At 43.6% G+C, this 25,805-nt stretch carries 29 protein-coding genes; 13 read left to right on the forward strand and 16 right to left on the reverse strand.

Annotated features, from left to right (window positions below; genetic code table 11):
* Positions 1 to 58: 58 nt before the first annotated feature.
* The 3 genes from MP3633_RS14030 to ectA all read right to left on the reverse strand — a co-directional run bounded on the left by MP3633_RS14030 (position 59) and on the right by ectA (position 2,497).
* Positions 59 to 448 carry an ectoine synthase gene (locus MP3633_RS14030; protein WP_112137125.1) on the reverse strand — a complete coding sequence of 130 codons (390 nt, stop codon included), beginning with the start codon at positions 446 to 448 and terminating at the stop codon, positions 59 to 61.
* A 148-nt stretch (positions 449 to 596) separates the two neighbouring features.
* A complete protein-coding gene (gene ectB / locus MP3633_RS14035; RefSeq protein WP_176336006.1) occupies positions 597 to 1,910 on the reverse strand; it encodes a diaminobutyrate--2-oxoglutarate transaminase in 1,314 nt (437 codons plus the stop codon).
* Positions 1,911 to 1,999: 89 nt separating this feature from the next.
* Positions 2,000 to 2,497 (reverse strand): diaminobutyrate acetyltransferase, encoded by a 498-nt coding sequence (ectA, locus tag MP3633_RS14040; protein WP_176336007.1) that lies wholly within the window; start codon positions 2,495 to 2,497, stop codon positions 2,000 to 2,002.
* Positions 2,498 to 2,940: 443 nt separating this feature from the next.
* On the opposite strand from ectA, the gene MP3633_RS14045 reads away from it, so the two are divergent.
* Positions 2,941 to 4,299: a sodium-dependent transporter gene (locus tag MP3633_RS14045; protein ID WP_176336008.1), complete on the forward strand. Its 1,359-nt coding sequence runs from the start codon at positions 2,941 to 2,943 to the stop codon at positions 4,297 to 4,299.
* 94 nt (positions 4,300 to 4,393) lie between these two features.
* On the opposite strand, the gene MP3633_RS14050 is transcribed toward MP3633_RS14045, so the two are convergent.
* Both MP3633_RS14050 and MP3633_RS19045 read right to left on the reverse strand, forming a co-directional pair.
* Positions 4,394 to 4,645, reverse strand: a complete 252-nt coding sequence (locus tag MP3633_RS14050; protein WP_176336009.1) for a DUF2061 domain-containing protein — start codon at positions 4,643 to 4,645, stop codon at positions 4,394 to 4,396.
* A gap of 87 nt (positions 4,646 to 4,732) precedes the next feature.
* Positions 4,733 to 5,686, reverse strand: coding sequence for a MerR family transcriptional regulator (locus MP3633_RS19045; protein WP_280526380.1), 954 nt, complete (start codon positions 5,684 to 5,686; stop codon positions 4,733 to 4,735).
* A 169-nt stretch (positions 5,687 to 5,855) separates the two neighbouring features.
* On the opposite strand from MP3633_RS19045, the gene MP3633_RS14060 reads away from it, so the two are divergent.
* The 7 genes from MP3633_RS14060 to MP3633_RS14090 all read left to right on the forward strand — a co-directional run bounded on the left by MP3633_RS14060 (position 5,856) and on the right by MP3633_RS14090 (position 13,465).
* Entirely contained in the window at positions 5,856 to 6,866 is a 1,011-nt protein-coding gene (locus tag MP3633_RS14060) for an NAD(P)/FAD-dependent oxidoreductase (protein ID WP_176336011.1), read from the forward strand.
* 32 nt (positions 6,867 to 6,898) lie between these two features.
* Positions 6,899 to 7,879: a YbgA family protein gene (locus MP3633_RS14065; RefSeq protein WP_176336012.1), complete on the forward strand. Its 981-nt coding sequence runs from the start codon at positions 6,899 to 6,901 to the stop codon at positions 7,877 to 7,879.
* Between the two features lie 13 nt (positions 7,880 to 7,892).
* Positions 7,893 to 9,305, forward strand: coding sequence for a cryptochrome/photolyase family protein (locus tag MP3633_RS14070; RefSeq protein ID WP_176336013.1), 1,413 nt, complete (start codon positions 7,893 to 7,895; stop codon positions 9,303 to 9,305).
* A 179-nt stretch (positions 9,306 to 9,484) separates the two neighbouring features.
* Positions 9,485 to 9,964 (forward strand): MarR family winged helix-turn-helix transcriptional regulator, encoded by a 480-nt coding sequence (locus MP3633_RS14075; RefSeq protein ID WP_112137109.1) that lies wholly within the window; start codon positions 9,485 to 9,487, stop codon positions 9,962 to 9,964.
* Between the two features lie 275 nt (positions 9,965 to 10,239).
* Positions 10,240 to 11,244: a glycine betaine ABC transporter substrate-binding protein gene (locus MP3633_RS14080; RefSeq protein ID WP_112137107.1), complete on the forward strand. Its 1,005-nt coding sequence runs from the start codon at positions 10,240 to 10,242 to the stop codon at positions 11,242 to 11,244.
* Between the two features lie 156 nt (positions 11,245 to 11,400).
* Positions 11,401 to 12,300 carry an ABC transporter permease gene (locus MP3633_RS14085; protein ID WP_112137106.1) on the forward strand — a complete coding sequence of 300 codons (900 nt, stop codon included), beginning with the start codon at positions 11,401 to 11,403 and terminating at the stop codon, positions 12,298 to 12,300.
* Positions 12,293 to 13,465 (forward strand): quaternary amine ABC transporter ATP-binding protein, encoded by a 1,173-nt coding sequence (locus tag MP3633_RS14090; protein ID WP_176336014.1) that lies wholly within the window; start codon positions 12,293 to 12,295, stop codon positions 13,463 to 13,465. Before MP3633_RS14085 ends, MP3633_RS14090 begins: the two co-directional genes overlap by 8 nt.
* A gap of 91 nt (positions 13,466 to 13,556) precedes the next feature.
* Here the strand turns inward: MP3633_RS14090 and dapB are convergent, their stop codons facing one another.
* From dapB to pomA, 3 genes are all read right to left on the reverse strand, one after another.
* Complete coding sequence (gene dapB, locus MP3633_RS14095) at positions 13,557 to 14,357, reverse strand: 4-hydroxy-tetrahydrodipicolinate reductase (protein WP_112141559.1); 801 nt, start codon at positions 14,355 to 14,357, stop codon at positions 13,557 to 13,559.
* Positions 14,358 to 14,495: 138 nt separating this feature from the next.
* Positions 14,496 to 15,488: a flagellar motor protein MotB gene (locus MP3633_RS14100; RefSeq protein WP_176336015.1), complete on the reverse strand. Its 993-nt coding sequence runs from the start codon at positions 15,486 to 15,488 to the stop codon at positions 14,496 to 14,498.
* A gap of 26 nt (positions 15,489 to 15,514) precedes the next feature.
* Positions 15,515 to 16,270 (reverse strand): flagellar motor protein PomA, encoded by a 756-nt coding sequence (gene pomA / locus MP3633_RS14105; protein ID WP_176336016.1) that lies wholly within the window; start codon positions 16,268 to 16,270, stop codon positions 15,515 to 15,517.
* A gap of 173 nt (positions 16,271 to 16,443) precedes the next feature.
* Here pomA and MP3633_RS14110 point away from each other — a divergent pair, with 173 nt between their 5' ends.
* Genes MP3633_RS14110 through dxs form a run of 3 tightly spaced genes read left to right on the forward strand, consistent with a single transcriptional unit; the run spans position 16,444 to position 19,492 of the window.
* Positions 16,444 to 16,686, forward strand: coding sequence for an exodeoxyribonuclease VII small subunit (locus MP3633_RS14110; protein WP_176336017.1), 243 nt, complete (start codon positions 16,444 to 16,446; stop codon positions 16,684 to 16,686).
* Positions 16,683 to 17,564, forward strand: coding sequence for a (2E,6E)-farnesyl diphosphate synthase (gene ispA, locus MP3633_RS14115; RefSeq protein ID WP_176336018.1), 882 nt, complete (start codon positions 16,683 to 16,685; stop codon positions 17,562 to 17,564). Before MP3633_RS14110 ends, ispA begins: the two co-directional genes overlap by 4 nt.
* A gap of 50 nt (positions 17,565 to 17,614) precedes the next feature.
* On the forward strand, positions 17,615 to 19,492 hold the full coding sequence (gene dxs, locus MP3633_RS14120; protein WP_176336820.1) for a 1-deoxy-D-xylulose-5-phosphate synthase: 1,878 nt from the start codon (positions 17,615 to 17,617) through the stop codon (positions 19,490 to 19,492).
* A gap of 53 nt (positions 19,493 to 19,545) precedes the next feature.
* On the opposite strand, the gene MP3633_RS14125 is transcribed toward dxs, so the two are convergent.
* Positions 19,546 to 20,418, reverse strand: coding sequence for a LysR family transcriptional regulator (locus MP3633_RS14125; RefSeq protein ID WP_112140662.1), 873 nt, complete (start codon positions 20,416 to 20,418; stop codon positions 19,546 to 19,548).
* 92 nt (positions 20,419 to 20,510) lie between these two features.
* Between MP3633_RS14125 and MP3633_RS14130 the strand changes: the two genes are divergently transcribed.
* The gene (locus MP3633_RS14130; protein ID WP_112140664.1) at positions 20,511 to 21,011 is read left to right on the forward strand and encodes a lactoylglutathione lyase family protein; all 501 of its coding nucleotides are present in this window, start codon (positions 20,511 to 20,513) and stop codon (positions 21,009 to 21,011) included.
* A 54-nt stretch (positions 21,012 to 21,065) separates the two neighbouring features.
* Here MP3633_RS14130 and MP3633_RS14135 read toward each other — a convergent pair whose 3' ends face one another.
* The 3 genes from MP3633_RS14135 to MP3633_RS14145 all read right to left on the reverse strand — a co-directional run bounded on the left by MP3633_RS14135 (position 21,066) and on the right by MP3633_RS14145 (position 22,418).
* Positions 21,066 to 21,398 carry a YnfA family protein gene (locus tag MP3633_RS14135; RefSeq protein WP_176336821.1) on the reverse strand — a complete coding sequence of 111 codons (333 nt, stop codon included), beginning with the start codon at positions 21,396 to 21,398 and terminating at the stop codon, positions 21,066 to 21,068.
* 101 nt (positions 21,399 to 21,499) lie between these two features.
* Positions 21,500 to 21,982, reverse strand: coding sequence for a DMT family transporter (locus MP3633_RS14140; RefSeq protein WP_244959658.1), 483 nt, complete (start codon positions 21,980 to 21,982; stop codon positions 21,500 to 21,502).
* 1 nt (position 21,983) lies between these two features.
* The gene (locus tag MP3633_RS14145) at positions 21,984 to 22,418 is read right to left on the reverse strand and encodes a DMT family transporter (RefSeq protein ID WP_176336019.1); all 435 of its coding nucleotides are present in this window, start codon (positions 22,416 to 22,418) and stop codon (positions 21,984 to 21,986) included.
* Positions 22,419 to 22,506: 88 nt separating this feature from the next.
* On the opposite strand from MP3633_RS14145, the gene MP3633_RS14150 reads away from it, so the two are divergent.
* Positions 22,507 to 23,457: a LysR family transcriptional regulator gene (locus MP3633_RS14150; protein WP_244959660.1), complete on the forward strand. Its 951-nt coding sequence runs from the start codon at positions 22,507 to 22,509 to the stop codon at positions 23,455 to 23,457.
* Between the two features lie 49 nt (positions 23,458 to 23,506).
* Here MP3633_RS14150 and MP3633_RS14155 read toward each other — a convergent pair whose 3' ends face one another.
* From MP3633_RS14155 to MP3633_RS14170, 4 genes are all read right to left on the reverse strand, one after another.
* A complete protein-coding gene (locus MP3633_RS14155; RefSeq protein WP_176336021.1) occupies positions 23,507 to 23,932 on the reverse strand; it encodes a DUF7282 domain-containing protein in 426 nt (141 codons plus the stop codon).
* 138 nt (positions 23,933 to 24,070) lie between these two features.
* The gene (locus tag MP3633_RS14160) at positions 24,071 to 24,856 is read right to left on the reverse strand and encodes an anti-sigma factor (protein WP_176336022.1); all 786 of its coding nucleotides are present in this window, start codon (positions 24,854 to 24,856) and stop codon (positions 24,071 to 24,073) included.
* On the reverse strand, positions 24,853 to 25,407 hold the full coding sequence (locus tag MP3633_RS14165; RefSeq protein WP_244959662.1) for a sigma-70 family RNA polymerase sigma factor: 555 nt from the start codon (positions 25,405 to 25,407) through the stop codon (positions 24,853 to 24,855). Before MP3633_RS14165 ends, MP3633_RS14160 begins: the two co-directional genes overlap by 4 nt.
* Before the next feature lie 137 nt (positions 25,408 to 25,544).
* Positions 25,545 to 25,796 (reverse strand): TIGR03643 family protein, encoded by a 252-nt coding sequence (locus MP3633_RS14170; RefSeq protein ID WP_176336024.1) that lies wholly within the window; start codon positions 25,794 to 25,796, stop codon positions 25,545 to 25,547.
* Between the last annotated feature and the right edge of the window lie 9 nt (positions 25,797 to 25,805).

Raw genomic sequence — 25,805 nt, forward strand, 5'->3', positions numbered from 1 at the left:
TCCTTTTATTGTCCTCTAACAGTGATCAACATGATCTACAAAAGTCGATTTCATCAGCTTAATCTAGAAGTTCGTAAGCGCCGTCTGAGTTGTGTACTTCTTTGCCCGTAATTGGCGGGTTGAAAACGCAAGCCAGCTTTAACTCTTTGAATGCCCTTAGTGTATGAGCATCATTTTTATCCAACACATACACAACACCCGGTTTAATATGGTGTTTCTGACCATCTTCACGGCTTTCTATTTCGCCTTCACCTGAGATGCAATACACAGATTCAAGGTGGTTTTGATAATGCATATCAAAATCTTTGCCTTCGTAGATAGTCGTAATATGAAAAGAAAAACCCATATTGTCTTCTTTTAATAACAGACGAGTGCTTTCCCAATTACCATCTGGGGACACAACTCGACGGTCGGTTTTTTCACATTCTGCTAAATCACGTGCAAACATTATTCTCTCCTTATGATCTTTAGATCGCTTTAAAGTATCGGCAAATAACGACCGAAAAAAGCTTGAGGTTTTGAACTTACCATTTATGTCACTCAAGTATTCAATAGAAGCCGTCTTCATAAAAAAGACGACTTATACTGAAATAGAACTAGATCGCAATGTCGTAGTTTTCATCAAAGTAGCTTTTCGCTTCAGGCATGTCGTCTTCTTTGGCACAGACTTCTCGAATCGCTTGCTCTAAAATATCAATGCCTGTTTTCAACTCTTCATCACTAATAATCAGAGGGCAAAGAAACTTAACCACTTGATCATCCGCACCTGAAGTTTCTATCATCAGACCATTTTGGAAACATTTTTTCGTGATTTTATTTGCCAATTCGCCGCTAACGCAGTTGATACCGCGCATCATGCCTCGGCCTTGAACGATAAAGTTGCCTTCACCAAATTCATTCACAATGGCTTGCGTACGTTGATGAATGTATTCGCCTTTACGTTTGATTTCTTTCTCAAACGCATCGTCTTTCCAATAGGTTTCAATCGCCACTTTTGCTGTAACGAACGCCAAATTATTACCACGGAAAGTACCGTTGTGTTCGCCTGGTTTCCATTCATCCAGCTCTGGACGCATCAGAACGACTGCAAACGGCAAACCATAACCACTTAATGATTTAGACATAGTGATGATATCTGGCGTGATACCGGCGTCTTCAAAACTAAAGAAGGTACCCGTTCGACCACAACCCGCTTGTATGTCATCAATGATCAATAAAACGCCATGTTTCTTGCAAACGGCCTCTAGATTTTGTAACCAACCGTAGCTGGCCACGTTAATACCACCTTCGCCCTGCACGGTTTCTACAATTACAGCCGCTGGCATGTCCACGCCACTACTAGAATCCGACAACACTTTATCTAGATATTCCGTCGTTTCAATGCCTTCACCTAAGTAGCCATCAAATGGCACCGTCGATACACCGGCGCCCAAGCTTAGACCTGCCGCCCCACGGTGATGTGAGTTACCTGTGACAGACAAAGCACCTAAACTACAGCCATGGAAACCATTGGTAAAACTGATGATGTTTTCACGACCCGTTACATTTCGAGCCAACTTAAGCGCTGCTTCAACCGCGTTCGTACCGGTTGGGCCAGTGAACTGCATCATGTATTCTAAGCCACGAGGCACTAAAATATGCTCTTTAAAGGCTTCTAAAAATTCACCCTTCGCTTTGGTGTGCATATCCAAACCGTGAGTAATGCCATCTTCCATAATGTATTTCACTAACTCTTCTTTGAAAATCGGATTGTTATGACCGTAATTCAAAGTACCTGCACCAGCCAAAAAGTCTAAGTATTTATTGCCTTCTTGGTCGTATAAATGAGCGCCTAGCGCACGGTGAAAAACACGAGGAAAAGAGCGTGCATAAGATTGTACTTCTGATTCAATTTCTTCAAAAATTTTCATATTTTTATCGTCCTGTAAATTAATAAACGGGGCTTGAAAGAAAATTTGAGAGCGAAAGCGTGGCTTTCTAGCTCATCGTATTTTCTCTACTAGAATGAGATGGGGCCGATGGTGACCAGCTGCTCGGTATCGTGCAATCCGTTAAAATGAACCTGTTTGTCAAACATCACAGACTCTTCTAAAGGCGCACCAAGCTGATCGGCTAAGCTTCGAAATAAGGCCCAAGAACCTTGGTTAGAAGCCGTAATACTGGTTTCGATGTAGCGCACACCCGAACAGTTGGATCGTTCAAGCAGTGATGAAACCATTTTTTTTGCTAAACCTTGGCCGCGTGCTTTTTCACTCACAGCCACTTGCCAAACAAATAATGTATCTACTTTATTGGGAAGAATATAACCCGATACAAAACCCACTAACTCACCGCTATCAAAACTCGCGGCAACAGAGGTTTCATTGAAATGACTGGCTTGTAATAAATTACAGTAAACCGAGTTCGTATCCAGTGGCGGACAAGATCCCACCAACTTATGAACCGCCATGCCATCTATTGCGCTAGGCTTATTAAACACAATTTCTTTTGAATTCATGATCATACCCATTAGAAAACAAAGTATTAAAATACGGCTAAATCTAAAGGCTTATTGCCAGACAATCACAGAACAGCTGATTTATAAGCAATAAGAACAATGTAAAGTAGATTTAACTCAATATGATTTGATGTCTAAACATTATACGTGAAACTAAAATCAAGTCTAGAAATATATTTAGAGAACTAACTATTACAGCCATAATCTTACCTGCAGGCCAGAACCTATCAAGGTTAACGAAATCACACGTATTAGAAGGAATTACGATAAAACATCATTTTTTGTTGCATATCCGCGACGAAATTCGGAAAATCCCGCCCCTATTCGGAGTTTTGCTGACGAGTACTCATTCATACAGGCTATGTGGATGTCGCAAGTATGGATAAAAAAGCGGACTCCGATTGCTGTTTATATAATTTGATTTCAATAACTTAGAGATAACTATGACAAATAAAACATCTATCCAAGGTTCGTGGGCGAGCCGATGGATATTCATTTTGGCGGCAACAGGTTCCGCTGTAGGTTTAGGTAACATCTGGAAATTTCCTTACATCACAGGTGAAAATGGTGGCGGGGCATTTGTTCTAGTCTATCTGGCTTGTATTTTACTCGTCGGTATTCCGATCATGATGGCTGAAGTGTTTATTGGCCGCCGTGCTCGCAAAAACCCAATCAATGCATTAATGGATGTCTCAGAAGAATCTGAAGGATCTAGGAAATGGGGCATCATTGGGGTAATGGGAATGCTGTCTGGCGTTTTCATTTTCTCGTTCTACTCTGTCGTAGGCGGCTGGGTTCTTCATTACATTAAAGTCATGCTGACGGGTGAAATGGCCGACATCACATCGGATCAAGCTGGAGCAGCCTTCGGCGCCCTTCTTGCAGATCCTGCAACGCTATTAGGCTGGCACACTCTGTTCAGCATTATGACGATTGCGGTTGTGGCTGCAGGCATTAATAAAGGTATTGAAACAGCCACTCGTATTATGATGCCTGCCCTATTCGTACTTTTGATCATTTTGTTGGGCTATGCCATGACAACGGGCGGCTTTGCTCAAGGCTGGAACTTCATGTTTAATGTTGACTTCAGTAAATTGTCTTGGAACTCGGCTTTGATCGCGCTGGGCCATTCGTTCTTCACCCTCTCTTTGGGTATGGGAACTATCATGGCTTACGGGGCTTACATGACTAAAAATGCGTCTATTGGTAAAACAGTATTGGCTATTGGCGCATTAGACACACTGGTTGCGCTAGTGGCTGGTTTGGCTATTTTTCCAATTATTTTCGCTAATGGAATGGATCCGGCTGCGGGACCAGGTTTGATGTTTATCTCATTGCCTGTTGCCTTTGGCCAAATGCCATTTGGTCAATTATTCGGAACCTTGTTCTTCGTCCTAGTAGGCGTTGCCGCTTGGACTTCTGCTATATCTCTATTAGAACCGACGGTCGCCTTCTTGGTTGAACGCTTCAAGATGAAACGTACAAACGCTGCGATTACGCTTGGCGTTGCCGTTTGGGCTTTAGGTATTGCTTGTCTAGGGTCATTCAGCTTTATGTCTGACGTGACCTTGTTCGGCAAAAATACATTTGATTTCTTAGACTACATCACAGCAAATATCATGTTGCCATTAGGCGGTATCTTGATTGCTCTGTTTGCCGGCTGGGTTGTTAAAGATAAGTTTGCAAAAGAAGAGTTAGAGCTTTCTGGCACACTTTACGCATTGTGGAATATCTCAATGAAATTCACAGCACCTATCGCTGTGGCGGTTGTTTTATACTTCTTGATTAATCCATTGACGTAACATTCGCAGACCTCCTTCTCCGCTAACGCTCAGCGTTAGCGGAGTTTTCAAGGAGTTCAAAAACTGTACGACACAACCAAATTCAACCCGCTATTTACATCGCTCTTAACGCATAGCTTTCGCCTACTGTTTGAAAACCTGCCGTAAACGTTTTTTCTTTATTTATGTCTTTGCTTATTTGTTGTTTTTTATTCCAAAAAATCTCGTGGAAGTAATACGCCACGGTATTAATGGCTGGCTCAACGATGGCGACCAAACCACCCACAATAAAACTTCCTGTGATTAAGTAAGCAACACTGAATGCGATGGTAAAATGCATAACAGCAAAACTGATTGTTTTAGTCATTTGAATCTCCTCGTTTAATGTAAAAAATAGATTAAATGAGAATTGTTAATATTTAAAATTTATTATAGATATCCATCTGATAGTTTTTTACTTTCCCACAGTCGCCTTCATAAAGGCAATAACACCTTCAAGCGCCTCAGAATACACTTGTACATTACCTGCACGGGTCATATTTAACTCATGCGCTGATAACCAAAAACTCGCCCCAACGACGACGACAGGCCTTTGCCATTGTTGCATCTGATTGATCAAGTCAGACGCTTTCGCCGCCAATTCATTTTCACAAAAGACCAACACCGATTGCACTTGAGTTGTTTCAACAAATCTCGACCAATCATCGCTGTGATACGCATTAGGCAGTACGGTACAAGGAAGTCCTTTATCAAGCATTATCGCGGCCGCCATATAGCACCATAAAACCCGTTGAGAGGTTAATCCTGCAATAAGAACCTTAGGCAAACTCTTACCCTGATATTGCTTTTTCTGAGACTTTAAACTCATCACACGCGATACAAGACAGGGCAGCAGAACCGATTCACAAAACGCCAACTCAGCACTTTTTCCTAATTGCTCAAAACTTGGTAATAGCCAATCGCGCACCGCAATTTCGGCAGGATATTGAGAAAATATCTGCTGATACATTTGCTCTATCTTATCTTCCTGAAACGCCTTTGACGCTTTCACTAACGCCACTTGCCACTCTAACCATTCATTCGAAGGTACGACGCCATCTGGAGCCACTTCTTGCTCCAGCAAAGCTCGCACTTTACTCACGGCGACGCCTTGCTGAATCCAACGTAATATACCTTCAACACGTTGGACGTCACCTTGATCGTATAGTCGGTGGCCTTTACCTGTTCGTTTAGGCTTGAGCAATCCATAACGTCGCTCCCAAGCACGTAGTGTCACTGAATTCACACCCGTTTTTAGCGATAACTCACGAATAGGAAAGTAGGCTGAGCTCTCTAAAAGAACCAGCTCATCCACTGATTTTGACGCTTGCAGATCTGTTGTTTCCATATTTTGGTTCGACTGACTCATAAGCATTTCCAATAAATCATCATTCATCTAAGGCAATTCGTCTATTGTGACCTAAACTTATACAACTACCAAAAACTATACAAATAATTTTTTGTACAAGGTAGTTGCTTTTCTTATACAAAATTATATATTGTATAAGAAAGTAACAAAGACACTGGGATGACATACGATGAACACACCAACAAATCAGGTTCAGACACCAACATTCGATATCGCCATTATTGGCGCAGGACTAGCAGGCAGCTTATGTGCGCACTTGTTGTCTCAATCTGGTCAGACAGTTTGTGTGATTGATAAAAGTCGCGGCAGCGGTGGTCGTGCCAGTAGTAAACGATTAGAGGGTGACATCAGCTGTGACTTGGGCGCTCCTTATATTTATGCAAAGCATGCAGACACGTTAGCGCTCTTTGAAGAGCTTACCAAAGCCAGCGTAGCCGCTCCTTGGAAGCAATTTAGTACAGCTGACGAACAAGCTTTTGTCGGTGTGCCTAAAATGAGCGCAATAACGCGCCATTGGCTCAGTAATGCTACGTTTATCACTAATTCTCGCATCCATCACCTCGATCAAATATCACAAGATGAAGGTGATCAAACGCATTGGTTATTAAGAGACGATAAATATCAGCCTGTTGTCATTGCCAAGAAAATCATCATCACCGCACCCGCTCCTCAAGCCGCGGCTATGCTTGCGACTAACGAAAAATTGGCGGTCTTATTGCTCAGGGCGAACCAAGCTTGTGCAACCTACCAATCGCAATGGGCCATGTGGTTAGAAACAGAAAACAGTAATCTTAATGCGCTTATTGAACTACAAAACTCACCTATCGCTCGCATGATCAAAGACAACTACAAACCCATGAGAAACAGCGACAAAGTCGATCGCTGGGTTATCCAAACCAACCCAGATTGGACAAAGCAGCACCTTGATACCGACAAAGACTGGATAACAAAAAAATTACTGCAAGCATTTTCAGAGCACACAGAGCAACGCGTGTTAAGCCATGGGGAACCTCATCGTTGGTTCCTAAGTCGCTTTGTCGAAAATAAAGGCAATAATAATTACGCATGGGCACCAGAACACAATGTCGGCTTAGCGGGTGACTGGTTATGCCAAGGCGATGCAGAAGGCGCTTTGCTAAGCGCTCTTTCCCTAACAAATTGGATAAAAAACGCAAAATAAAGCACGTATTTTATTTTTTGGAGGACATCAATATGCCACTTTTTTTGAATACACCAGACCAGTTAACACACAAAATACCTGTCGGCATCAGCGCATGTTTACTGGGTGAAAACGTCCGATACAATGGCGGCCACAGCCACTCTAATTACTGTGACAACGTGCTAAGCGAGTATTTTGACTATCAAAAATTTTGCCCTGAAATGGCCGCAGGATTTGGTACGCCTCGACCAACATTACGCCTAGAAGGTGACCCAAATTCACCGAGAATGACGTTCACTAAGAACTCCGATGAAGATGTCTCTGAAACTTTCATGGCGGCGTCTAATCAATATCTGGAAAAGCTATCTCATTTAGACGGCTACATATTGATGAAAAAGTCCCCTAGTTGCGGCATGGAACGCATTAAGGTGTATCAAGAAAACGGTCATCCACACATGCAGAGAAGTGCAGGTTTATTCACCAAAGAGTTGCAACGACGTTATCCATTATTGCCAATCGAAGAAGATGGTCGTTTAAATGATCCAATACTCAGAGAGAATTTTTTATTACGAGTTTTTACTCATCATGATTTTCGTCATAGCGTTGGGGAAAAACCAAAAATGAAAGACCTTATCGCCTTTCATAGCCGTTATAAATATATGGTTATGGCGCACTCTCAACCGGTTTATCGACAACTTGGTCGTCTACTGTCAGGCAATGACCCAAGGCCTGTTGATGAGTTAAAAGATGCCTATTTTGAAATATTAATGACAACCTTGTCACAACCAGCAGAACGTAAGAATCACTGTAATGTGTTGATGCACCTTGTAGGTTATTTAAAACATGCCGTCGATGTGTCGGTCAGAAAAGACATTCTGGATGTGGTCGAACAATACCGCCGCGGCGAAGTCAATCTTGCGACACCGATCACACTGTTGCGTCACTACTTAAAACACTACGGCAGCGAATACATTAACGAGCAAAGTTACTTCATCCCATACCCATCGCCACTTGGCATTCGCAATACGGTATAAGGCAAACAATCCAATGAAAATAGAACATCTTGTTTGGCTCAGAAATGACCTTCGCTGCCTAGATAACCCCGCACTGCATTCAGCGTCTTTAGAGGCGAATGCCTTAAACAAGGGCATTGGCGTTGTTGTGACCGTCACGCCAACACAATGGTCCGAACATAATGAATCGGATGCCAAAACAGGTTTACGAGCAGGACTTATTAAAACCTTAGCAAAGACCTTGGCGGCTCTTGGGATTCCATTGCATATTATTAACGCAGAGACCTTTGATGCGTTGCCAGATGCCATGACCGCGTTTTGCCTAGATCATGGCATCAAGCATCTTTGGTTTAATCGTGACTTGCCCATACACGAGCAACAACGTGACCACTCGGTTTGCGAACAGTTACACCAACATCAAATTAAGACCCATACTCTGTCTGCTGATCTTATCGTTCCACAGGCTGTCTTTAGTCAGCAAGGTACGCCATTTAAAGTATTTACACCTTTTTTCAAACGTTGGCTCACACTCCTTGCACAACAAGATATAACGCCACTTCCAGCACTGGAGTCCCAAGCTGATCCCCTGCCGGAGCCATCGCTAAACTTTACTTGGGAGAAACCTTTTCGGGAGGACTTATGGCCAGCGGATCATGATATTGCCAAGCAAAAACTCTGGCTATTCTGTCACCATAAAGAACGCCATTACCAAGAAAGCAGAGATTACCCAGTGCAGCCTGCCACCAGCACATTGTCGCCCTATCTTGCATTAGGCGCATTAGGACCAAGGCAGTGTTTAGAAGCAATCATTTACACTTGCAACCAAGAAGAACGACGCTGGCAAGACAGCATTTGGTTAAAAGAATTGGCGTGGCGCGACTTCTACCGTCAACTCATGGAACACTTCCCTTTTCTCTCTATGAGTCGCCCTTTCAAACAGGAAACTAATGCCTTACTTTGGCGAAACAATGAAGCAGAATTTACGGCGTGGTGTGAAGGTAAAACAGGCTTTCCCATTATCGATGCCGCCATGCGACAGCTTAATCAAACTGGCTGGATGCATAACCGCTTAAGAATGGTCACGGCGAGTTTCTTTACCAAACTGCTTTTTGCAGACTGGCGAAAAGGCGAAGCGTACTTCATGAGTCAGCTTATTGATGGTGAGTTTGCGGCAAATAACGGTGGTTGGCAGTGGAGCGCATCGACCGGTTGCGATGCGGCGCCTTATTTTCGCGTTTTCAACCCAACCAGACAATCACAAACCTATGATAAGAGTGGCGATTTTATCAAACGCTTTGTTCCTGAGCTCGCAACGCTAGACGCAAAATGCATCCATAATCCAAGTCCTGAGCAGAGAAAACAGTGCGGCTATCCAGAGCCCGTTATCGATTATAAACCAGCAAGATTGGCAGCCATCGCTGCTTTTGATGAACTAAAAGGGCGATAATAAAAAGCCTTTTTAGCAAATCACGTTACCGTCTATTTTTACAAATTCGATTTTTCATGTTGACCTTTCTAAGATAGGAAAGTAAACCTATACTTTGAACTGTAATAACGTAAAACTTAGCTTTTACAGACCTCTACAAAACCATATAATCCGTAAAATTTTCTGGATCATTTATCACTATGTCTAATCCGCAACACCTACATGATGTTCTTGTTCACTTAAGGCGCATTATCCGAGCAACCGATCTACAATCCAAACGCGTTGTAAAAGCCTGCGGTTTAACGATTCCGCAAATCATGGTACTTCGTTCTATTGAAGAACTAGGTGATGTTACCGTTCGCCGTATTTCCGACAGTGTGTCATTGAGCCAAGCAACGGTCACAACGATTCTCAATCGTTTAGAAGATCGTAAACTGGTAGAGCGAGTCAGAGCGCAAAAAGACAAACGTATTGTCAACGCAAGATTAACACCGGAAGGTAGAGCTATTTTGAGTACGGCACCGCCCTTACTGCATGAAAAATTCATCGGTGAATTTGAATCGTTAGAAGGCTGGGAACAAACTCAAGTTCTTTCATCCTTGCAACGTATCGCAATGATGATGGATGCCGAACATATTGACGCGGCCCCCATGCTGGATATCAACCCTCCTCACGTTTAATCACCCTTTTATCTAACACCTAAAGCTCGACTAACAACGTATGTTAATCGAGCTTTTTATAGCCCCCTCATAGAATACCCTCTCATTTCGACCATAAAAACAAATAGAACTCATACTTTTTAGAAAGCTAATATATATACATAAACTATTGTTTTATATGGATTTATAAGGCTTAAAAAACAGAGATAATGACAAACAAATTGATATAATTGATTAGACGTGTAAACTAAATGCACATTGTTTACTTATAAACAAATCATAACAGGAACATAATAATGTATAAAAAAAGTATTATTGCGAGTCTTATGGCACTCGCTGCAACCTCTTCTTTCGCTGCAACAGGCAGTTGCGGTAAGGTTCAAATTGCTGATATGAACTGGAACTCAGCATCACTCATTGCCAATATCGATAAATTCATTTTAGAACATGGCTTTGACTGTGATGCAGAGCTAATACCTGGTGATACAATGCCAACCAGTACCTCAATGATTGAAAAAAGCCAACCAGATATAGCGCCAGAAATGTGGACAAACGCGGTTCAAGCACTGATTGACCGTGGTGTAGCAGAAAAGCGCCTAAGTATCGCCGGTAGATCATTATCGGATGGCGGTGAAGAAGGTTTTTGGGTACCAAAATACATGGTAGATAAAGACCCTTCTTTGGCGACAATCGAAGGTATCAAAAAACACGCAAAAGAATTCCCTAACCCAGAAGATGATTCTGTTTCCGCTTTTTATGGCTGCCCTGCAGGTTGGGGTTGCCAAATCTCATCTGGTAATCTATTCACGGCTCTAAAGCTTGAAGAAGCAGGGTTTGAGCTGATTGACCCAGGTTCATCTGCAGGTTTATCCGGTTCGTTAAGTCGCGCCTATGAGCGCGAAGAGTCATGGTTTGGCTACTACTGGGCACCAACTGCCATACTCGGTAAATACGAAATGGTAAAAGTAGACTTTGGCACCGGCATAGATAAAGATCACTATATTAACTGTATTGCTGAAAACAGCTGTTTGGACCCAAAAGTTACCATGTATCCACCCTCTCCAGTCTATACGGTTACAACAATGGCGTTCGCAAAAAGAGCGCCTCTGGCTTACGCGTACACCGCTAAACGTTCTTTCACTAATGCTAAAATGAACTCGTTGCTCGCATGGATGGAAGACAACCAAGCGGATGGCCAATATGCGGCTGAAAATTTCATGCTAAACAATAAAGACATTTGGTCTAAATGGGTTAACAAAGACATACAAGCCAAAATCGATGGTGCACTAGAAAACCTTTAATTTATTTAGACAGTCACTTTAATTTATTTAGACAGTCACTTTAATTTATTAGACAGTAACTTTAATTTATTAGACAGTAACTTTAAGACAGTAATAAGCCGTACTGCATCCAGTGGTACGGCTCCCTACTCCGTTTTACTCTTTGAGAACTAATTTATGACAGATAGCTCTTGGTTGACTGAGTTTCCAGATATGAGTCGGCGCAACCTCCTCACCATTAAACAAACACTCGATGGCGCCTACCGCGACTTCTCTCGGGCTTATGGAGAATCCATCGAGAATTTCTTCGACCCACTTCTACACTTTCTTGTATGGTTTGAAAATCTGCTGATACAAACACCATGGTGGATTGTTTTAGCCGCGATCGTTGGATTGGTTTATGCCGCAACGCGATCTTGGAAGCTGTGTGCCGGTGTGCTCACCTCTTTCCTTGTTATTGGTTACTTCGGTATGTGGGAAGACACAATGCGAACTTTAAGCATTATTACCGTCTGTACGATTCTTTCTATATGTGTGGGGATTCCCATTGGCATTTTGATGGCCAGATCAGACAGAGCCAAATCCATCATCACCCCGCTTCTCGATATCATGCAAACGATGCCCGCTTTCGTTTACCTCATCCCTGTAGTTATGCTATTGGGCATAGGTAGAATTCCTGGTGTCATCGCTGTGGTTATCTACGCTATTCCTCCCGTTATTCGTTTGACTAACTTAGGGATTCGCCTGGTAAATAAGGAAACTCTCGAAGCCGCCACCGCTTATGGGGCCACTCCGACACAACGACTTTTTGGGGTTCAAATCCCGCTTGCCATGCCAACAATTATGGCCGGCATCAACCAAACTATCATGATGGCACTTGCCATGGTCGTTGTCGCTTCAATGATAGGTGTGAAAGGCTTAGGACAACCAGTATTGAAATCCATTACAAACCAATACTTTACCCTTGGACTATTGAATGGTCTCGCTATTGTAGCGCTTGCCATCATCTTTGATCGCGTTTCTCAGAGCTACGCAAAACGCGCACAAAAACACCTTGAAGGTAATGAGAATGGATAACAACAGCGAAACATTAATCGAGATTGAAGGCCTATATCAAATATTTGGCTCTAACCCAAACGATGTATTACCTAAAGTAAAAGCAGGCGCGTCTAAAGACGAAATCTTAGCGGAAACTGGCCATACAATAGGCCTACAAGACATAAACCTGAAAGTAAAACGTGGTGAAATCTTCGTTATCATGGGATTGTCAGGCTCAGGCAAGTCCACATTAATCCGTCATTTTAACCGTCTTATTGACCCAACCGCAGGTAAGATAAAAGTCGACGGCGAAAATATCATGGAACTGTCGCCAAAAGATTTAATCACCTTCCGTCGCCATAAAATGGCCATGGTATTCCAGCATTTTGGTCTTATGCCTCATCGCTGCGTGCTTGATAATGTTGGCTACGGTCTTCTTATCAAAGGCGAAAAAAGAGCAGAATGGAAACCGAAAGCAACAGAATGGTTAGAAACAGTTGGATTGACTGGTTACGAAGACCAATACCCTTCTCAACTTTCCGGTGGTCAACAGCAACGCGTCGGTCTTGCTCGAGCGCTTTGTACCAATGCTGAAATCCTACTAATGGACGAAGCCTTTTCCGCTCTTGATCCTCTGATCCGAAGCGAGATGCAAGAGCAGCTCATGGAACTGCAGGAAAACTTACAAAAGACCATTATCTTCATCACTCACGATTTAGATGAAGCGCTAAGACTTGGAGACCGTATTGCCGTATTAAAAGACGGCAAACTGGTACAAGTTGGCACCCCTGTCGATATCGTCCTAAAACCGGCTGATGATTACGTTAGAGCCTTTGCCAAAGATGTGAATCGAGCAAGAGCACTCACCGTCCAGACCATCATGACGGCAGATACGGCTAAAGTAGAAGGCAATACAGCAAAAGAAGTAAGGGACAACTTCCCTCAAGACAAGGAATACACCTTTGTCTTCAACAGCGAAGGCTACCAAGGCGTACTGACTAAACAGAGCTTAGATCAGCTACAAGATGACGACTTATTGAACGATGTTCTCATCCATGTAGAACCTGTGCGTCAAACAAACCTGCTGCAAAAGGTCATTCCTCTTTCTCTTAATACACGCTTTGATTTACCTGTGATTAATAAAAAAGGCGAATTAAAGGGGCGATTGGAATCTAGTAAGTTAGCGGATGTTCTTTCGCCGTAAGTCTCTTTATTTATGACTATTAAGCAAAAATAAAAATGGCCGCAATCAGCGGCCATTTTTTGAGCATTTGCTTACATCAACGTATGCATTATTATTTCAGGTTAAGCACATCTTGCATATCATACATCCCTGCAGACTTGCCTGATAACCAGCTAGCGGCACGTACCGCACCTTTAGCAAATGTCATACGGCTACTGGCTTTATGAGTAATTTCAATGCGCTCACCTTCTGTGGCAAACCAAACACTGTGTTCACCTACGACATCGCCAGCACGAATCGTTTCAAAACCAATCTCTTTTTGCGTACGAGCGCCTGTTTGGCCCTCTCGACCATAGACCGCACACTCTTTAAGATCGCGACCTAGTGCGTCGGCAACGACTTCACCCATTCGCAACGCGGTACCTGAAGGAGAGTCTACTTTATGACGATGATGGGCTTCGATAATCTCCACATCATAATCATCACCCAAAATTTGTGCCGCTGTCGCAAGCAACTTAAGCGTTAAATTCACACCGACACTCATGTTCGGAGCAAAAACGACAGGAGATTTTTCAGCCGCTTCGTTTAGCTTGCCTTTTTCGTCATCATTTAATCCGGTTGTTCCCACAACGATGGCTTTTTGATGTTGAGCACAAAAAGCGGCATTCTCTAAGGTTAAAGCCGGCGTGGTGAAATCAATCAGAACATCAAAATCATTAACACAATCAGACAATGAAGCAACCGCAGCAACGCCCAGTTTTCCAATGCCGGCGATTTCCCCAGCGTCAGCACCAATTAAACTGCTACCTGGCTTTAACACCGCTGCACCCAAAGAAACGCCATCGGCGTCATTGATGGCTGTGATTAAATTTTTTCCCATGCGCCCAGAGGCGCCAATGACGGCTACTCGCATTTTATTTTCTTCCTCAATTTTATCTGCGCAAACCATAGCAAAAAAACACTCTAATCTCAGCATTAAAAATTAACAAAACCACCAAGCAGGCACAAAAAAGGAGCCGAAGCTCCTTACTAAACCTAAATTAAATCCAGATTAAAAAATCTCGTTCGGCCTCAATTCATCGACACTATCTAGGTCAAATTCAATCACACCATCTGTCGGAAAGCCGTCAACACTACTGCGCATTTTCGGACGTGATGTATCATTTTGCTTAATAACGATTTCAACTCGTCGATTGGTTGCACGATTAAACGGAGTATCATTTGCGACCAAAGGTCGTGTATCGGCGTACCCCGTCACAGCAAATCGGCCTTGATTAAGCTGCCCAGTAGAAAACAATTCTTCTGCCACTGAAATAGCCCGAGCTGAAGACAGTTGCCAGTTAGAACGGAATCGGCGGCTATCAATAGGCACATTATCCGTATGCCCTTCAACAGAAATGGTACCTTGAATACCCACAAGTACATCTCGAATTAAATCAATAACGGGAATAAAATCGTAATTCAGCTCAGCAGAACCAGACTCAAAGGATCCTTGATCTTTAATTCGAATCGTAATCGTCTCTTCTTGTGTTTCAATCTCCACCGTACCTTTCGAAATTTCTTCACGCATCACAGACGCAATCATTTGTGCATCGCCTTCCGTTTCTTGAATTTTTTTCTCTCTTTCAAGGTCTGCATGAGACTTATCCACGAAGATAACGGGAGCAGGAGCCCCTGAGTCACTTTGCTCTTTCAATTCGGCATCACCAGGCTTACAAATTACTTCTAATGTATTTTCGGGGGTATTATCCGCTTTTTGCTTCACTTCATTAATCGGCGTGGGCTCTGGCCGACCAGGACTGAATTCTTGAGCAATTACCGACGTTCCCATCGGAATAGAGTCAGCTTGAACTTCGCGCTGTACACCAAATGCCAACTTCAACGAGCCTGCCAACTGCTTAAACTTGATGACATCCATTTCAGCGAATGACAGTAAAAGCACGAAAAAGCACATCAACAAAGACATGAGATCGGCAAAGGTTGCCATGTAAGCAGGCAACCCCTCTACACATTCGGGACAATCTTGCTCTTCTTCATCACTCATGGTCGAATCCGTTTACAACTAACATATTATTCACGCTCAATTCGCTTACCTTCAGCCATATAAGACTTAAGGGCGCCATCCAAGACACGAGGGTTTTGGCCGGACTGAATCGCAAGCAAAGCATCTAAAATTAATTTTTGGCATATCAGCTCTTCATCGGCTCGAACATTTAATTTTACCTGAATAGGTAAGAACACCATGTTCGCCATCATAGCACCATATAATGTTGTCAAGAGCGCAACGGCCATGGCAGGGCCAATGGCTTTAGGGTCGTCCATGTTCGCCAGCATTTGCACCAAGCCGACCAATGTTCCTATCATTCCCATCGCAGGGCCCACATCACCAAAAGCCTTGAATACCTTAGCGCCAGAGATGTGACGATAATAAGACTGATTCATATCTTGGGACAACTGGTTCTTCACTACGGTGCCATCATGGCCATCCACCAGCATTTGAATGCCTTTCGATAAAAAAGGATGACTTACCTCTTTACCTTCTAACGAGAGCAAGCCGCCTTTACGTGCCTCATCCGCTAATCCGTAGATTTCATCAATCAAGGTATCCAGCGGGATACTCTTAAACATAAAAGCTTTCGCTGCTACTTTCCCTGCACTAAGAAACTTAGCCAAAGGGTATTGCATCAACACGACAAAGATAGAACCAACCAACACGATCAGTATTGATGGGACATTCACAAACATCCCAGCTGATCCACCGACAAAAATGGCGGAGATAATAACTATAAAAGATCCAACAAGTCCTATTAACGTTGCGATATCCACACACGTCTCCTAACAAAAAGCTATAATCAACCGATACATGCGTATGATTCTATACGAAAGAAAGACCAAGAATCACATCTTCTTGCGAGATATTTGTAATTTTCATTAACACGTCCTCGAACAGTAAGCTTTTTTCTGTTACAAAACATAGATTCAAAATAAGAGTAACCCCCATGTCCCGAAAAACAAGTGTTCGCCATTTTGAAGAAAACCTCGGTGAATTAGATACGCTCGTCGTTCAGCTGGAGTCGAATCAACTTTCTCTAGAAGAGGCGCTAAAAGCATTCGAAAAAGGTGTTAAACTAAGCCAAGAATGTCAGTTAGTTCTCACCCAAGCTGAACAAAAAGTTCAAATCTTACTTGAAAAACAAGATGGTGAGCATCTAGAACCTTTTGATCCGGAACTTAATTCGTGACTTTAGACGATTTTTCTCTTTATGCTCGTCGTCGAGTAGACAACTATTTAACGCAAAATTTAAGCCAATACGCTCCCGCAGCACACTTACAAAGCGCTATGTCTTACAGCTTATTTAATGGCGGCAAGCGTGTACGACCTATGCTCACTTATGCGGCGGCATCACTGTTCGGTGAAGCCAACGACTTAACCGACGCTAGCGCTGCCGCGATCGAATCCATTCACGCCTACTCTTTAATTCATGATGACCTTCCTGCAATGGACGATGATGATCTGCGCAGAGGCAAACCCACTTGCCATATACAATTTGATGAAGCGACCGCCATCCTCGCCGGCGACGCGTTACAGACGTTTGCCTTCGAGCTATTGAGTCTGACAACACACAAAAACACGAAAACTCAACTAAAGTTGATACAAGAACTTGTTCACGCATCCGGTCGACACGGTATGGTGACGGGGCAAATGATTGATTTATCAAATGTTGGGAAAAACATTGATATCAAAGCACTGGAACAAATGCACCAGCATAAAACCGGAGCATTGATTCGAGCCAGTATCCGCATGGGAGCCATAAGTACCGGCGCTCAAAACGAAAAAGATTTCGCTGCATTAGACGCCTATGCCAGCGCGATCGGATTGGCCTTTCAAGTTCAAGACGACATTATTGATATCACCAGTGACACAACGACGCTGGGTAAAACTCAATTCTCCGATGAAGAAGCAAACAAACCGACGTACCCTAAACTGCTTGGTTTAGAAGGTGCTCAGGCACTTGCCTTGAGTTTGCATGACCAAGCAATCACATCAATTTCACCCTTCGGGGATGCCGCTCAACCTTTAGTTGAGCTTGCGAACTATATTATTGGTCGTAACCACTGATATACTTACCCGCTATTTTTGATTAACTAAATGTGACCAAACCTGTGCCCATGTTCGAAGAGATACCTACTGCCAGACCCGACACACCGCTACTTGATCAAGTCGACTCACCAGCTGACTTGCGTGCCTTTAAAAAAGAGCAGTTGCCGGCGCTTGTCCGCGAATTACGCGAGTTCATGCTCTATAGTGTAGGGCAAACTGGTGGGCATTTTGGCGCTGGACTTGGCGTTGTAGAATTGACCGTTGCACTGCATTACCTTTACAACACACCAAACGACCGGATTGTTTGGGACGTCGGCCATCAAGCTTATCCACATAAAATCCTTACCGGTCGCCGAGACGCGCTACTGAATATTCGTCAAGAAAGCGGTATATCCGGTTTTCCAAAACGTGACGAAAGCGAATACGACACCTTTGGTGTTGGTCATTCCAGCACCTCTATCGGTGCCGCACTTGGTATGTCTCTAGCCGCTCGACAACTCAACACCGGACGCAAAGCGGTAGCCATCATTGGCGATGGCGCCATGTCTGCAGGTATGGCGTTCGAAGCACTCAATCACGCTGGCGATGTCAAAGCGGACATGTTGGTCATTTTAAATGACAACGAGATGTCGATTTCGAAACCAGTCGGCGCGTTATCTAGCTATTTCGCTCGCATTTGGGCGAGTAAAACCTACGACAACATCCGTAAAAGTGGTCAAAAAGTTTTCTCTGGGCTTCCCTCCGCTCTTGAGCTAGCTCGCAAAGCTGAAGAACACATGAAAGGCATGGTATCGCCGGGCATGATGTTTGAAGAACTAGGTTTTAATTATATTGGCCCTATTGATGGTCATGATATGGACCATTTATTGACAACCATCGCCAATTTAAAAGACCGTTCTGGCCCTCAGTTTTTGCACGTTATCACAAAAAAAGGCAAAGGCTTTGAACCAGCAGAAGGCGATCCGATTGGCTATCATGCCATCAATAAAATAGAACCTGACCCAAAGCCTAACAACGAAAAAAGCAAACTACCAAAGTACTGTAATGTCTTCGGAACTTGGGTGTGTGATGCCGCCGAGCAAGACAACAGGCTTGTCGCGATCACACCAGCAATGAAAGAAGGTTCCGACCTTATTGAATTCGCAGAGCGCTTCCCTGACCGATACTTCGACGTCGCCATCGCAGAACAGCATGCTGTAACTTTAGCGGCTGGAATGGCTTGTGATGGTGTAAAACCGGTCGTTGCTATCTACTCAACCTTTTTACAGCGCGCTTATGACCAACTTATTCACGATGTAGCCTTGCAAAACCTTGACGTACTGTTTGCCATTGATCGTGCAGGATTAGTGGGCGAAGACGGTCCGACTCATGCTGGCGTTTACGACTTAACGTACCTACGCTGTATTCCAAACATGGTTGTGATGGCGCCGTCTGACGAAGACGAATGCCGTAAAATGCTGCAAACAGGGTATGAGTACCAAGGTCCTGCGGCGGTTCGCTACCCTCGTGGAACCGGCCAAGGGGTAACAATTGAGCCAACGCTGTCGACGCTGGCTATTGGTAAGTCTCGTACCTTACGAACAGGCCAGTCTGGCATTGTCATCTGTGGTTTTGGTCGTCCAACTTACGACGCACTAAACGCCGCCGAAAGCCTAGATGCCACGTTATTAGACATGCGCTTTGTGAAACCCATCGATGAAGCCGCCTTATTGGCGCAACGCGATGCCAAGCTCATCGTGACAGTGGAAGAGAACGCTATCATGGGTGGTGCAGGCTCTGCAGTAAGTGAGTTTTTACTGGCGAACAACATTACCATTCCAACGCTTCAACTTGGTTTACCGGATCAATATGAAGAGCACGCCAGTCATGCGTCCATGTTAAAACGCGTCGGACTGGATGCTGACGGTATTTTGCTCAGTATCCAAGACAAACTAAAAAACAATTAACCTACTCTTCTCACCATAAGGCCACGCTTGTATTGACGATAAGCGTGGCTTTTTTATTTCAAACAGCGTTTCGCTTCATCTAACACCGTGTGAACTCGACTTGGTAACAGCTTGTTTCGATGCACGCCAAGATAAAGTGTCTCGGTAACCGATTTGGGTAATTGATTGACACAAATACTGTAGGGCTTATTAAAGGCCGCAATGGCATGACGAGGTAAAACGGTAAAGCCTAATCCCATGGCAACAGGTTCAAGAATTAAGCTAATTTGATTACAAAAACCCGATCGCTCGAAAGTTTGCCCTTCCTCAAATTCAGGGTAATTTGCTCCCAGCAGTAAACCAGCGTGATAAGCCCCATCAGGATGATCAATAAAACCTAATGCTTGTAATTGCGCCCAACTTGGTGATTGAACAGTGTGAGGCGTCACCAAAAGCAACTCCTCCTCTCCTATCGGCTGAATGTGAACCTCATTCATCATCGATGAACTGGTCATGAAACCAATATCTACTTTGTGTTCAGAAATCAATCGTTCGACTTCTCGATTTGGCGCGAAACGATAATCTATGACCAACTTGGGGTGTTTCTTTTGCAGAAGCAGCAATTGTTGATACAACTTAAGGCCAACACTGCCCGGCGATACCACACGCACCAATCCTTCAAAGGCAGGATCATCTCCAACATGCTTTTCAAGCTCGGCTAAACCACTCAGAACGATTCGTCCCTCTTGATATAAACGCTCGCCAGCATCCGTCAAGGTAAACTGTTTACCATGACGAATTAATAACGGCCGCCCAAGTTGTTCTTCTAGTTTACGAACATGCTGACTGACACCAGATTGCGTCATATTTAACTGCTCAGCAGTACGAGTAAAGTGCGAAACGTCAACCAAAGTACAAAAACTACGCAACCAAAGTGGATTGATCATTACAAAATATACTCATAGACATTTCAAACGATAATTTTACTTAATGCTTATGGATTTGTAACCTACAGAAAATCTCAACAAAGGAAAAAATCATGAGCAATGTTTACCCACGCAATTTTTCACATATTGGTATTTCTGTACCGGACCTAGACAAAGCCGTCGAGTTTTACACGCAAGTCATGGGATGGTATTTAATTATGAAACCCACAGACATCACAGAAGACAAAAGCCCTATTGGTGAAATGTGTACTGAGGTTTTTGGTGGAGGCTGGGAGAAATTTCGTATCGCCCACTTATCAACAGGCGACCGAGTAGGCGTCGAAATATTTGAATTTAAAAACCAAGTTAACCCAGAAAATAATTTTGAGTATTGGAAAACAGGCATCTTTCATTTTTGCGTTCAAGATCCAAATGTCGAAGAACTGGCAGAACGTATTGTTGCTGCGGGCGGTAAAAAGCGTATGGAAAAACCTCGTTATTACTATCCTGGCACTAAGCCTTACCGCATGATTTACATGGAAGACCCATTCGGTAATATTCTAGAAATCTACAGCCACAGCTATGAGCTTATATACAGTGAAGGCGCTTACTAAATAGAACACTACAAGAGCTCGATGACATGGAACTCATCAAGCTCTACTTTTTATTTAGGCGCCGCGTGGCGCAAACATAATGATCGCCATTCCTAACAGTGCCACACCAGACCCAATCATATCCCACGTCGTTGGGCGAATACCGTCTACAACCCACAACCATAAAACAGCCATGAAAATATAAACGCCACCGTAGGCTGCATACACTCTTCCAGAAGCGGTTGGATGCAATGTCAGCAACCAAGCAAATACAGCCAAACTTAAGGCCGCTGGCACCAATAACCAAATGGGTTTGCCTTCACGCAACCAAAGATAAGGCAAGTAACAACCGACAATTTCTGCCAGTGCTGTCACCATAAAAAGACCCACTGTTTTTAACTCAGGCAAAAGAAGATTCCCATTCATATTGACAAACGACATCGCCAACACGTTAGCAAACGTGCCAGGGTAATAACATGACTCCCGCCATCATACCCTCTCTTCGCGTTCTAATCAGAAAGGACTTGCTGCTCTTTTTTGTCGATGCGTTTATTACTTAAATAAATCATTGTAACCGCAGCGACTAATAACAAAATCGCAAAGTATCGGTAATCATCCAAAGGAATGATTTTATTCTCTAACCAACCAAAATGGTCTATCAACAAGCTCATGATTAACTGACCGGAAATGGTACACACTGTCGCGGCAGCAATACCAATTTTAGGCACAGCAAAGACCACAATTAACATGTACATTACGCCAAATAAAGCGCCGCTAAGTTGCCACTTAGGCGCACTAAAAAGAGAGACTTCATGATTCGATTCAAAGAAGAAAAACAACAAGAACGAAATCGCAAAGCCAATTACAAAAGTCAGCCAAGCGCTGGCAATCACACCAACATTATGACCAAGACGTCCATTAATGGAAGATTGCACAGACAGAGCAATGCCACCCAATACCAACATAAAAATTGCAAAAAATACGGTCATCATTCTACTCCTGACTCAACAACCAAAGGGCGGCTAAAATCATTACTAACGCCAAAGCTCGATACGGGTCAATCCCGCGCTTTTCACTGCCCAACAAACCATAATGATCAATCACCAGACTCATGCCGATTTGTCCTAACAAAACACTCGTCATCGTCATACCGACACCGATAATCGGTGTGGCTATAGTCAGAAAAACCACATAAATAGGTCCTAATACACCGCCAGTAAGCAACCATTTAGGCTGCTTAAATAGCTCAGGTAAATTTGGCTTAGCAAAGAAAATCATAATCAAGGACAGCAATATTGAACCAATCATAAAAATAGCCAATGTCGCTGAAAAATGTCCGGCTAACTCACCTAATGGCCCCAAAAGACCAGCCTCAACTGACAACCCCATGCCCGCCGCCAACACCAAGAGATACACCACAATTTGCATACTTTTATTCCGCTCGTTTTCGTTGCGAACATTGTTGATTGATGCTTAAATTAAATCAATAACATAGATGACAAGTGATAATTGCATTATGAGCATCAAACCTCTTAGGGTGTTTCTTTCCGTTGCTAAAACCGGCAGCTTCGTTGCGGCAGCACGGGAGTTGGAGTTACCGCCCTCCTCGGTTTCTCGGTACATTTCCAGCCTGGAAGAAGAGCTCGGCCAACGCCTATTTTATCGACACACTCGGGCCGTAAAACTGACCGAAGTGGGCGACTATTACTTCGCCGAAGTCAGAGAAGCATTAACCAGTTTAGATCTAGCTACGGAGCAGGTAAAAGGCTCCCTTCTTACACCTCAAGGCAACTTAAACATCAATGCGCCTGTGTCATTTGGCCGATTGCACTTATCCCAATTAATCTGCCAGTTCCAACAACGCTACCCTGACATTAATGTTGAATTGATGCTTACCGATGCCTACGTTGATCCTGTCGCTAATGGTTCTGACATTGTTATTCGCATTGGTGGCTTTGAAGACTCTAGTCTGAATTACCAAACCATTGCTGACGAACAATTCGTACTCTGCGCTGCACCAAGCTATTTAGAAACCATAAAAGAACACACTAAGAATCTATCCCAGCCTAAGCAATTGCTCGACTTTAATTGTTTGGTGTATAAGGGTAATAACGGGCGTCGCAACTGGTTCTTTCGACAAGAAGGCAAACCAGCATTTGAATGCATCGAAGTCACTGGCAACCTATGCAGTAATAATGCCGATATATTGGTACAAGCGGCGTTGGCTGGCCAGGGGATTATTTTATTTCCACGCTGGTTGGTGTTTCAATATTTGGCTACAGGGGAGTTAGTTACCTTGCTAGAAAGCTGGGAAGGATCGGAACGGGACACACCGCAAAGTATTTATGCGCTATACCCTGGCAATCGAATGAAGTCGTCAAAGGTTCTGTATTTTCTGGAATTTATGTCCGAATTTTTTGGTCATTCTGATCCGTATTGGGGTAAACGCCCCCAACCGACAACATAAAAAAGAGGCGGACACACAAGGTATCAGCCTCTGCAATTTTTCTTCTGCCTTATCTTGCCGTGATCACGTCCATCACTAGCTTACCGTCTACTTTGATTGGGCCATCTTCTTTCGCACCCAAGGTGTATTCAAAAATACCGGTTTTCATACCACCAGCTTCGCCATGTAACATCAACATTAGCATATCTCCGGACTTAACTGGTTCAGTCAGAATGGCGGCAACATCATGGTTTTTGCCTTTTTTAAGTGGCGCATACGCAACAACAGGACCTGGTTTTTTAGACTTGTCAGTACGGTGAACAACCAACCAGCCGTTGCTTTCCGCCATTATCATATCGGCACTGACTGTTCCACCAGACACATCCTGATCACTGCCTTTAACCGCTAGTTTGCCATTCATTCCACTAGCCAATACCGCGCCAGTCATTGCTAAAATACCGAAAACAAGAGTAATGCGTGCAAGTGTGTTTTTCATAATAAACCTCTAAATTGTGTCTCGTTGAAATAGCATGATTTTGTTTCACATCTTTAGCTACGGGAGCACTCTGAAAAAGTTTCAGAAAATAGAGATTTAACATTTTCTTTGTATTACTCAGGCAATGATCTACTCAGATCACAAAGACGTTGGATACAATCTGCCATGAATAGCAGGACCCGTTGGCACCCCTGTCGGTGACCCGCCCATTGGTTCGACACTAATACCAAACGTTGCATGACGAATGATCGCAGGATCATAGTCAATTTTCTTCTGTATCGGATTGGCAACATTCGCTAGCAACCCTAAAGAACGCGGTGCTGGGCCAATGTCATCAGATTTAATCCACAACTGATAGGTTTTGCCAGCTTGGCCTTGAGCCATCACAGGACGAACCGTAAGCTGGCGAGTATTAATATCGAGCGACATAATAAAAGCTGGCTGGCTATCATCCGCTTGAAAAACAGCAACAAAAGGCGCATTCGCTTGAACTGTCGGCTCAATAGTCGGATTCACAACCATAAAGACAGCAAGACATGCGGCAATGGCCGATGCACCAAACGCCGTAAAACGCCAGCGTTTCAATTTCACTCTCATAGCATCCATCTCAACCACAACAGGCGACGCCTTTGCAGATTCGCTCTTTTCACTCGCGATTTTTTTCTCAGTATTTTTCTCGGTACTTTTCTCGGCACTTTGATCAAGCTTGATCAAAATCTCGTCGAACAAGCCTTCTCTTGGCTCTGCATCCTGTACATATTCGTTTAATCCAGCAAGATGCGCCTGCCATCTGACAATCGCTTGGTCAAGCAATGGATCACTTTCTCGGCGCACTTCTACTGCGTCGCGCTCAGTCTTTTCTAAAGTACCAAGCACATATTCTGCTGCCAACGTGTGGATAGAGGTTTCTTCATCGTTATTCATAGATTCATACAACCTTGCAGCTGTTTAATGCCGCGATGCAGCCAAGTTTTAATCGTCCCTAACGGTTGATTAAAACGCTCGGCAAGCTCCTGACGAGAATCTCCGTCTAAATAAGCCGCCTTAATCATCTCTGATCTAGGCGATTCGAGCCCAGCTAAACAAGCCTCTAATGTTAATAGTTCTCGACTCTTAGCAAAAGAGTCGTCTGGCGTCATAGAATCATCGGCTATCAAGTCAAAGTCCACATCGATATCGCTATCGGGGAGTTGATTTTTTCGCACTTCATCAATAGTACGATTGCGTGCAATCGTCGCCATCCAAGTAATTGGTGAGGCAACACGGGTATCATACGCCGATGCCTTTTCCCATATCCTTAGATAAACCTCCTGTAATACTTCTTCGGATAAGGACTGACGCTTTAAGATACGGTAAACAATACCAAAAAGTTTCCGGTGAGTGGCTTGATATAATTCAGAAAAAGCGTGACGGTCTTCTTGAGCTACTCTACTGAGCAAGTGCGCCAGTGATTCTGTCGTGTGTTGTTCTGACAAAGAAGATTCATTCATAAGAAAATAGCAATGAAATATCCATTAGTTAATATTTTAACGGGCGTTGCTTGCATTGACGTTTGAAGGTTATAAAAATACCAACCCTTAAACTTCATCAACAACCGCAAGACGTGCAAAGCCTAGCGTTGCTTATATTGAGTTGGGCAGTAGCCTCTGCTCACACTAGACGATCTAAGCAGTAAATGCTTCGTTTTTCGCCCGCTGGCACGCTCTCGCCACAATTTAAAACTACTGAGTTTTAAGCTCTTTCGCATGAGTTTGATAACCGCTTGCTCATTCAAACCAAACTGGTGTTCAATCGCTTCAAATGGCGTTCTATCTTCCCAAGCCATCTCTAATATTCTTGATTGTTCGTCTACACTAAACTGCATACCGCTTCC

Origin of the sequence: Marinomonas primoryensis (assembly GCF_013372285.1) — a bacterium.
GTDB classification, from domain to species: Bacteria; Pseudomonadota; Gammaproteobacteria; order Pseudomonadales; family Marinomonadaceae; genus Marinomonas; species Marinomonas primoryensis.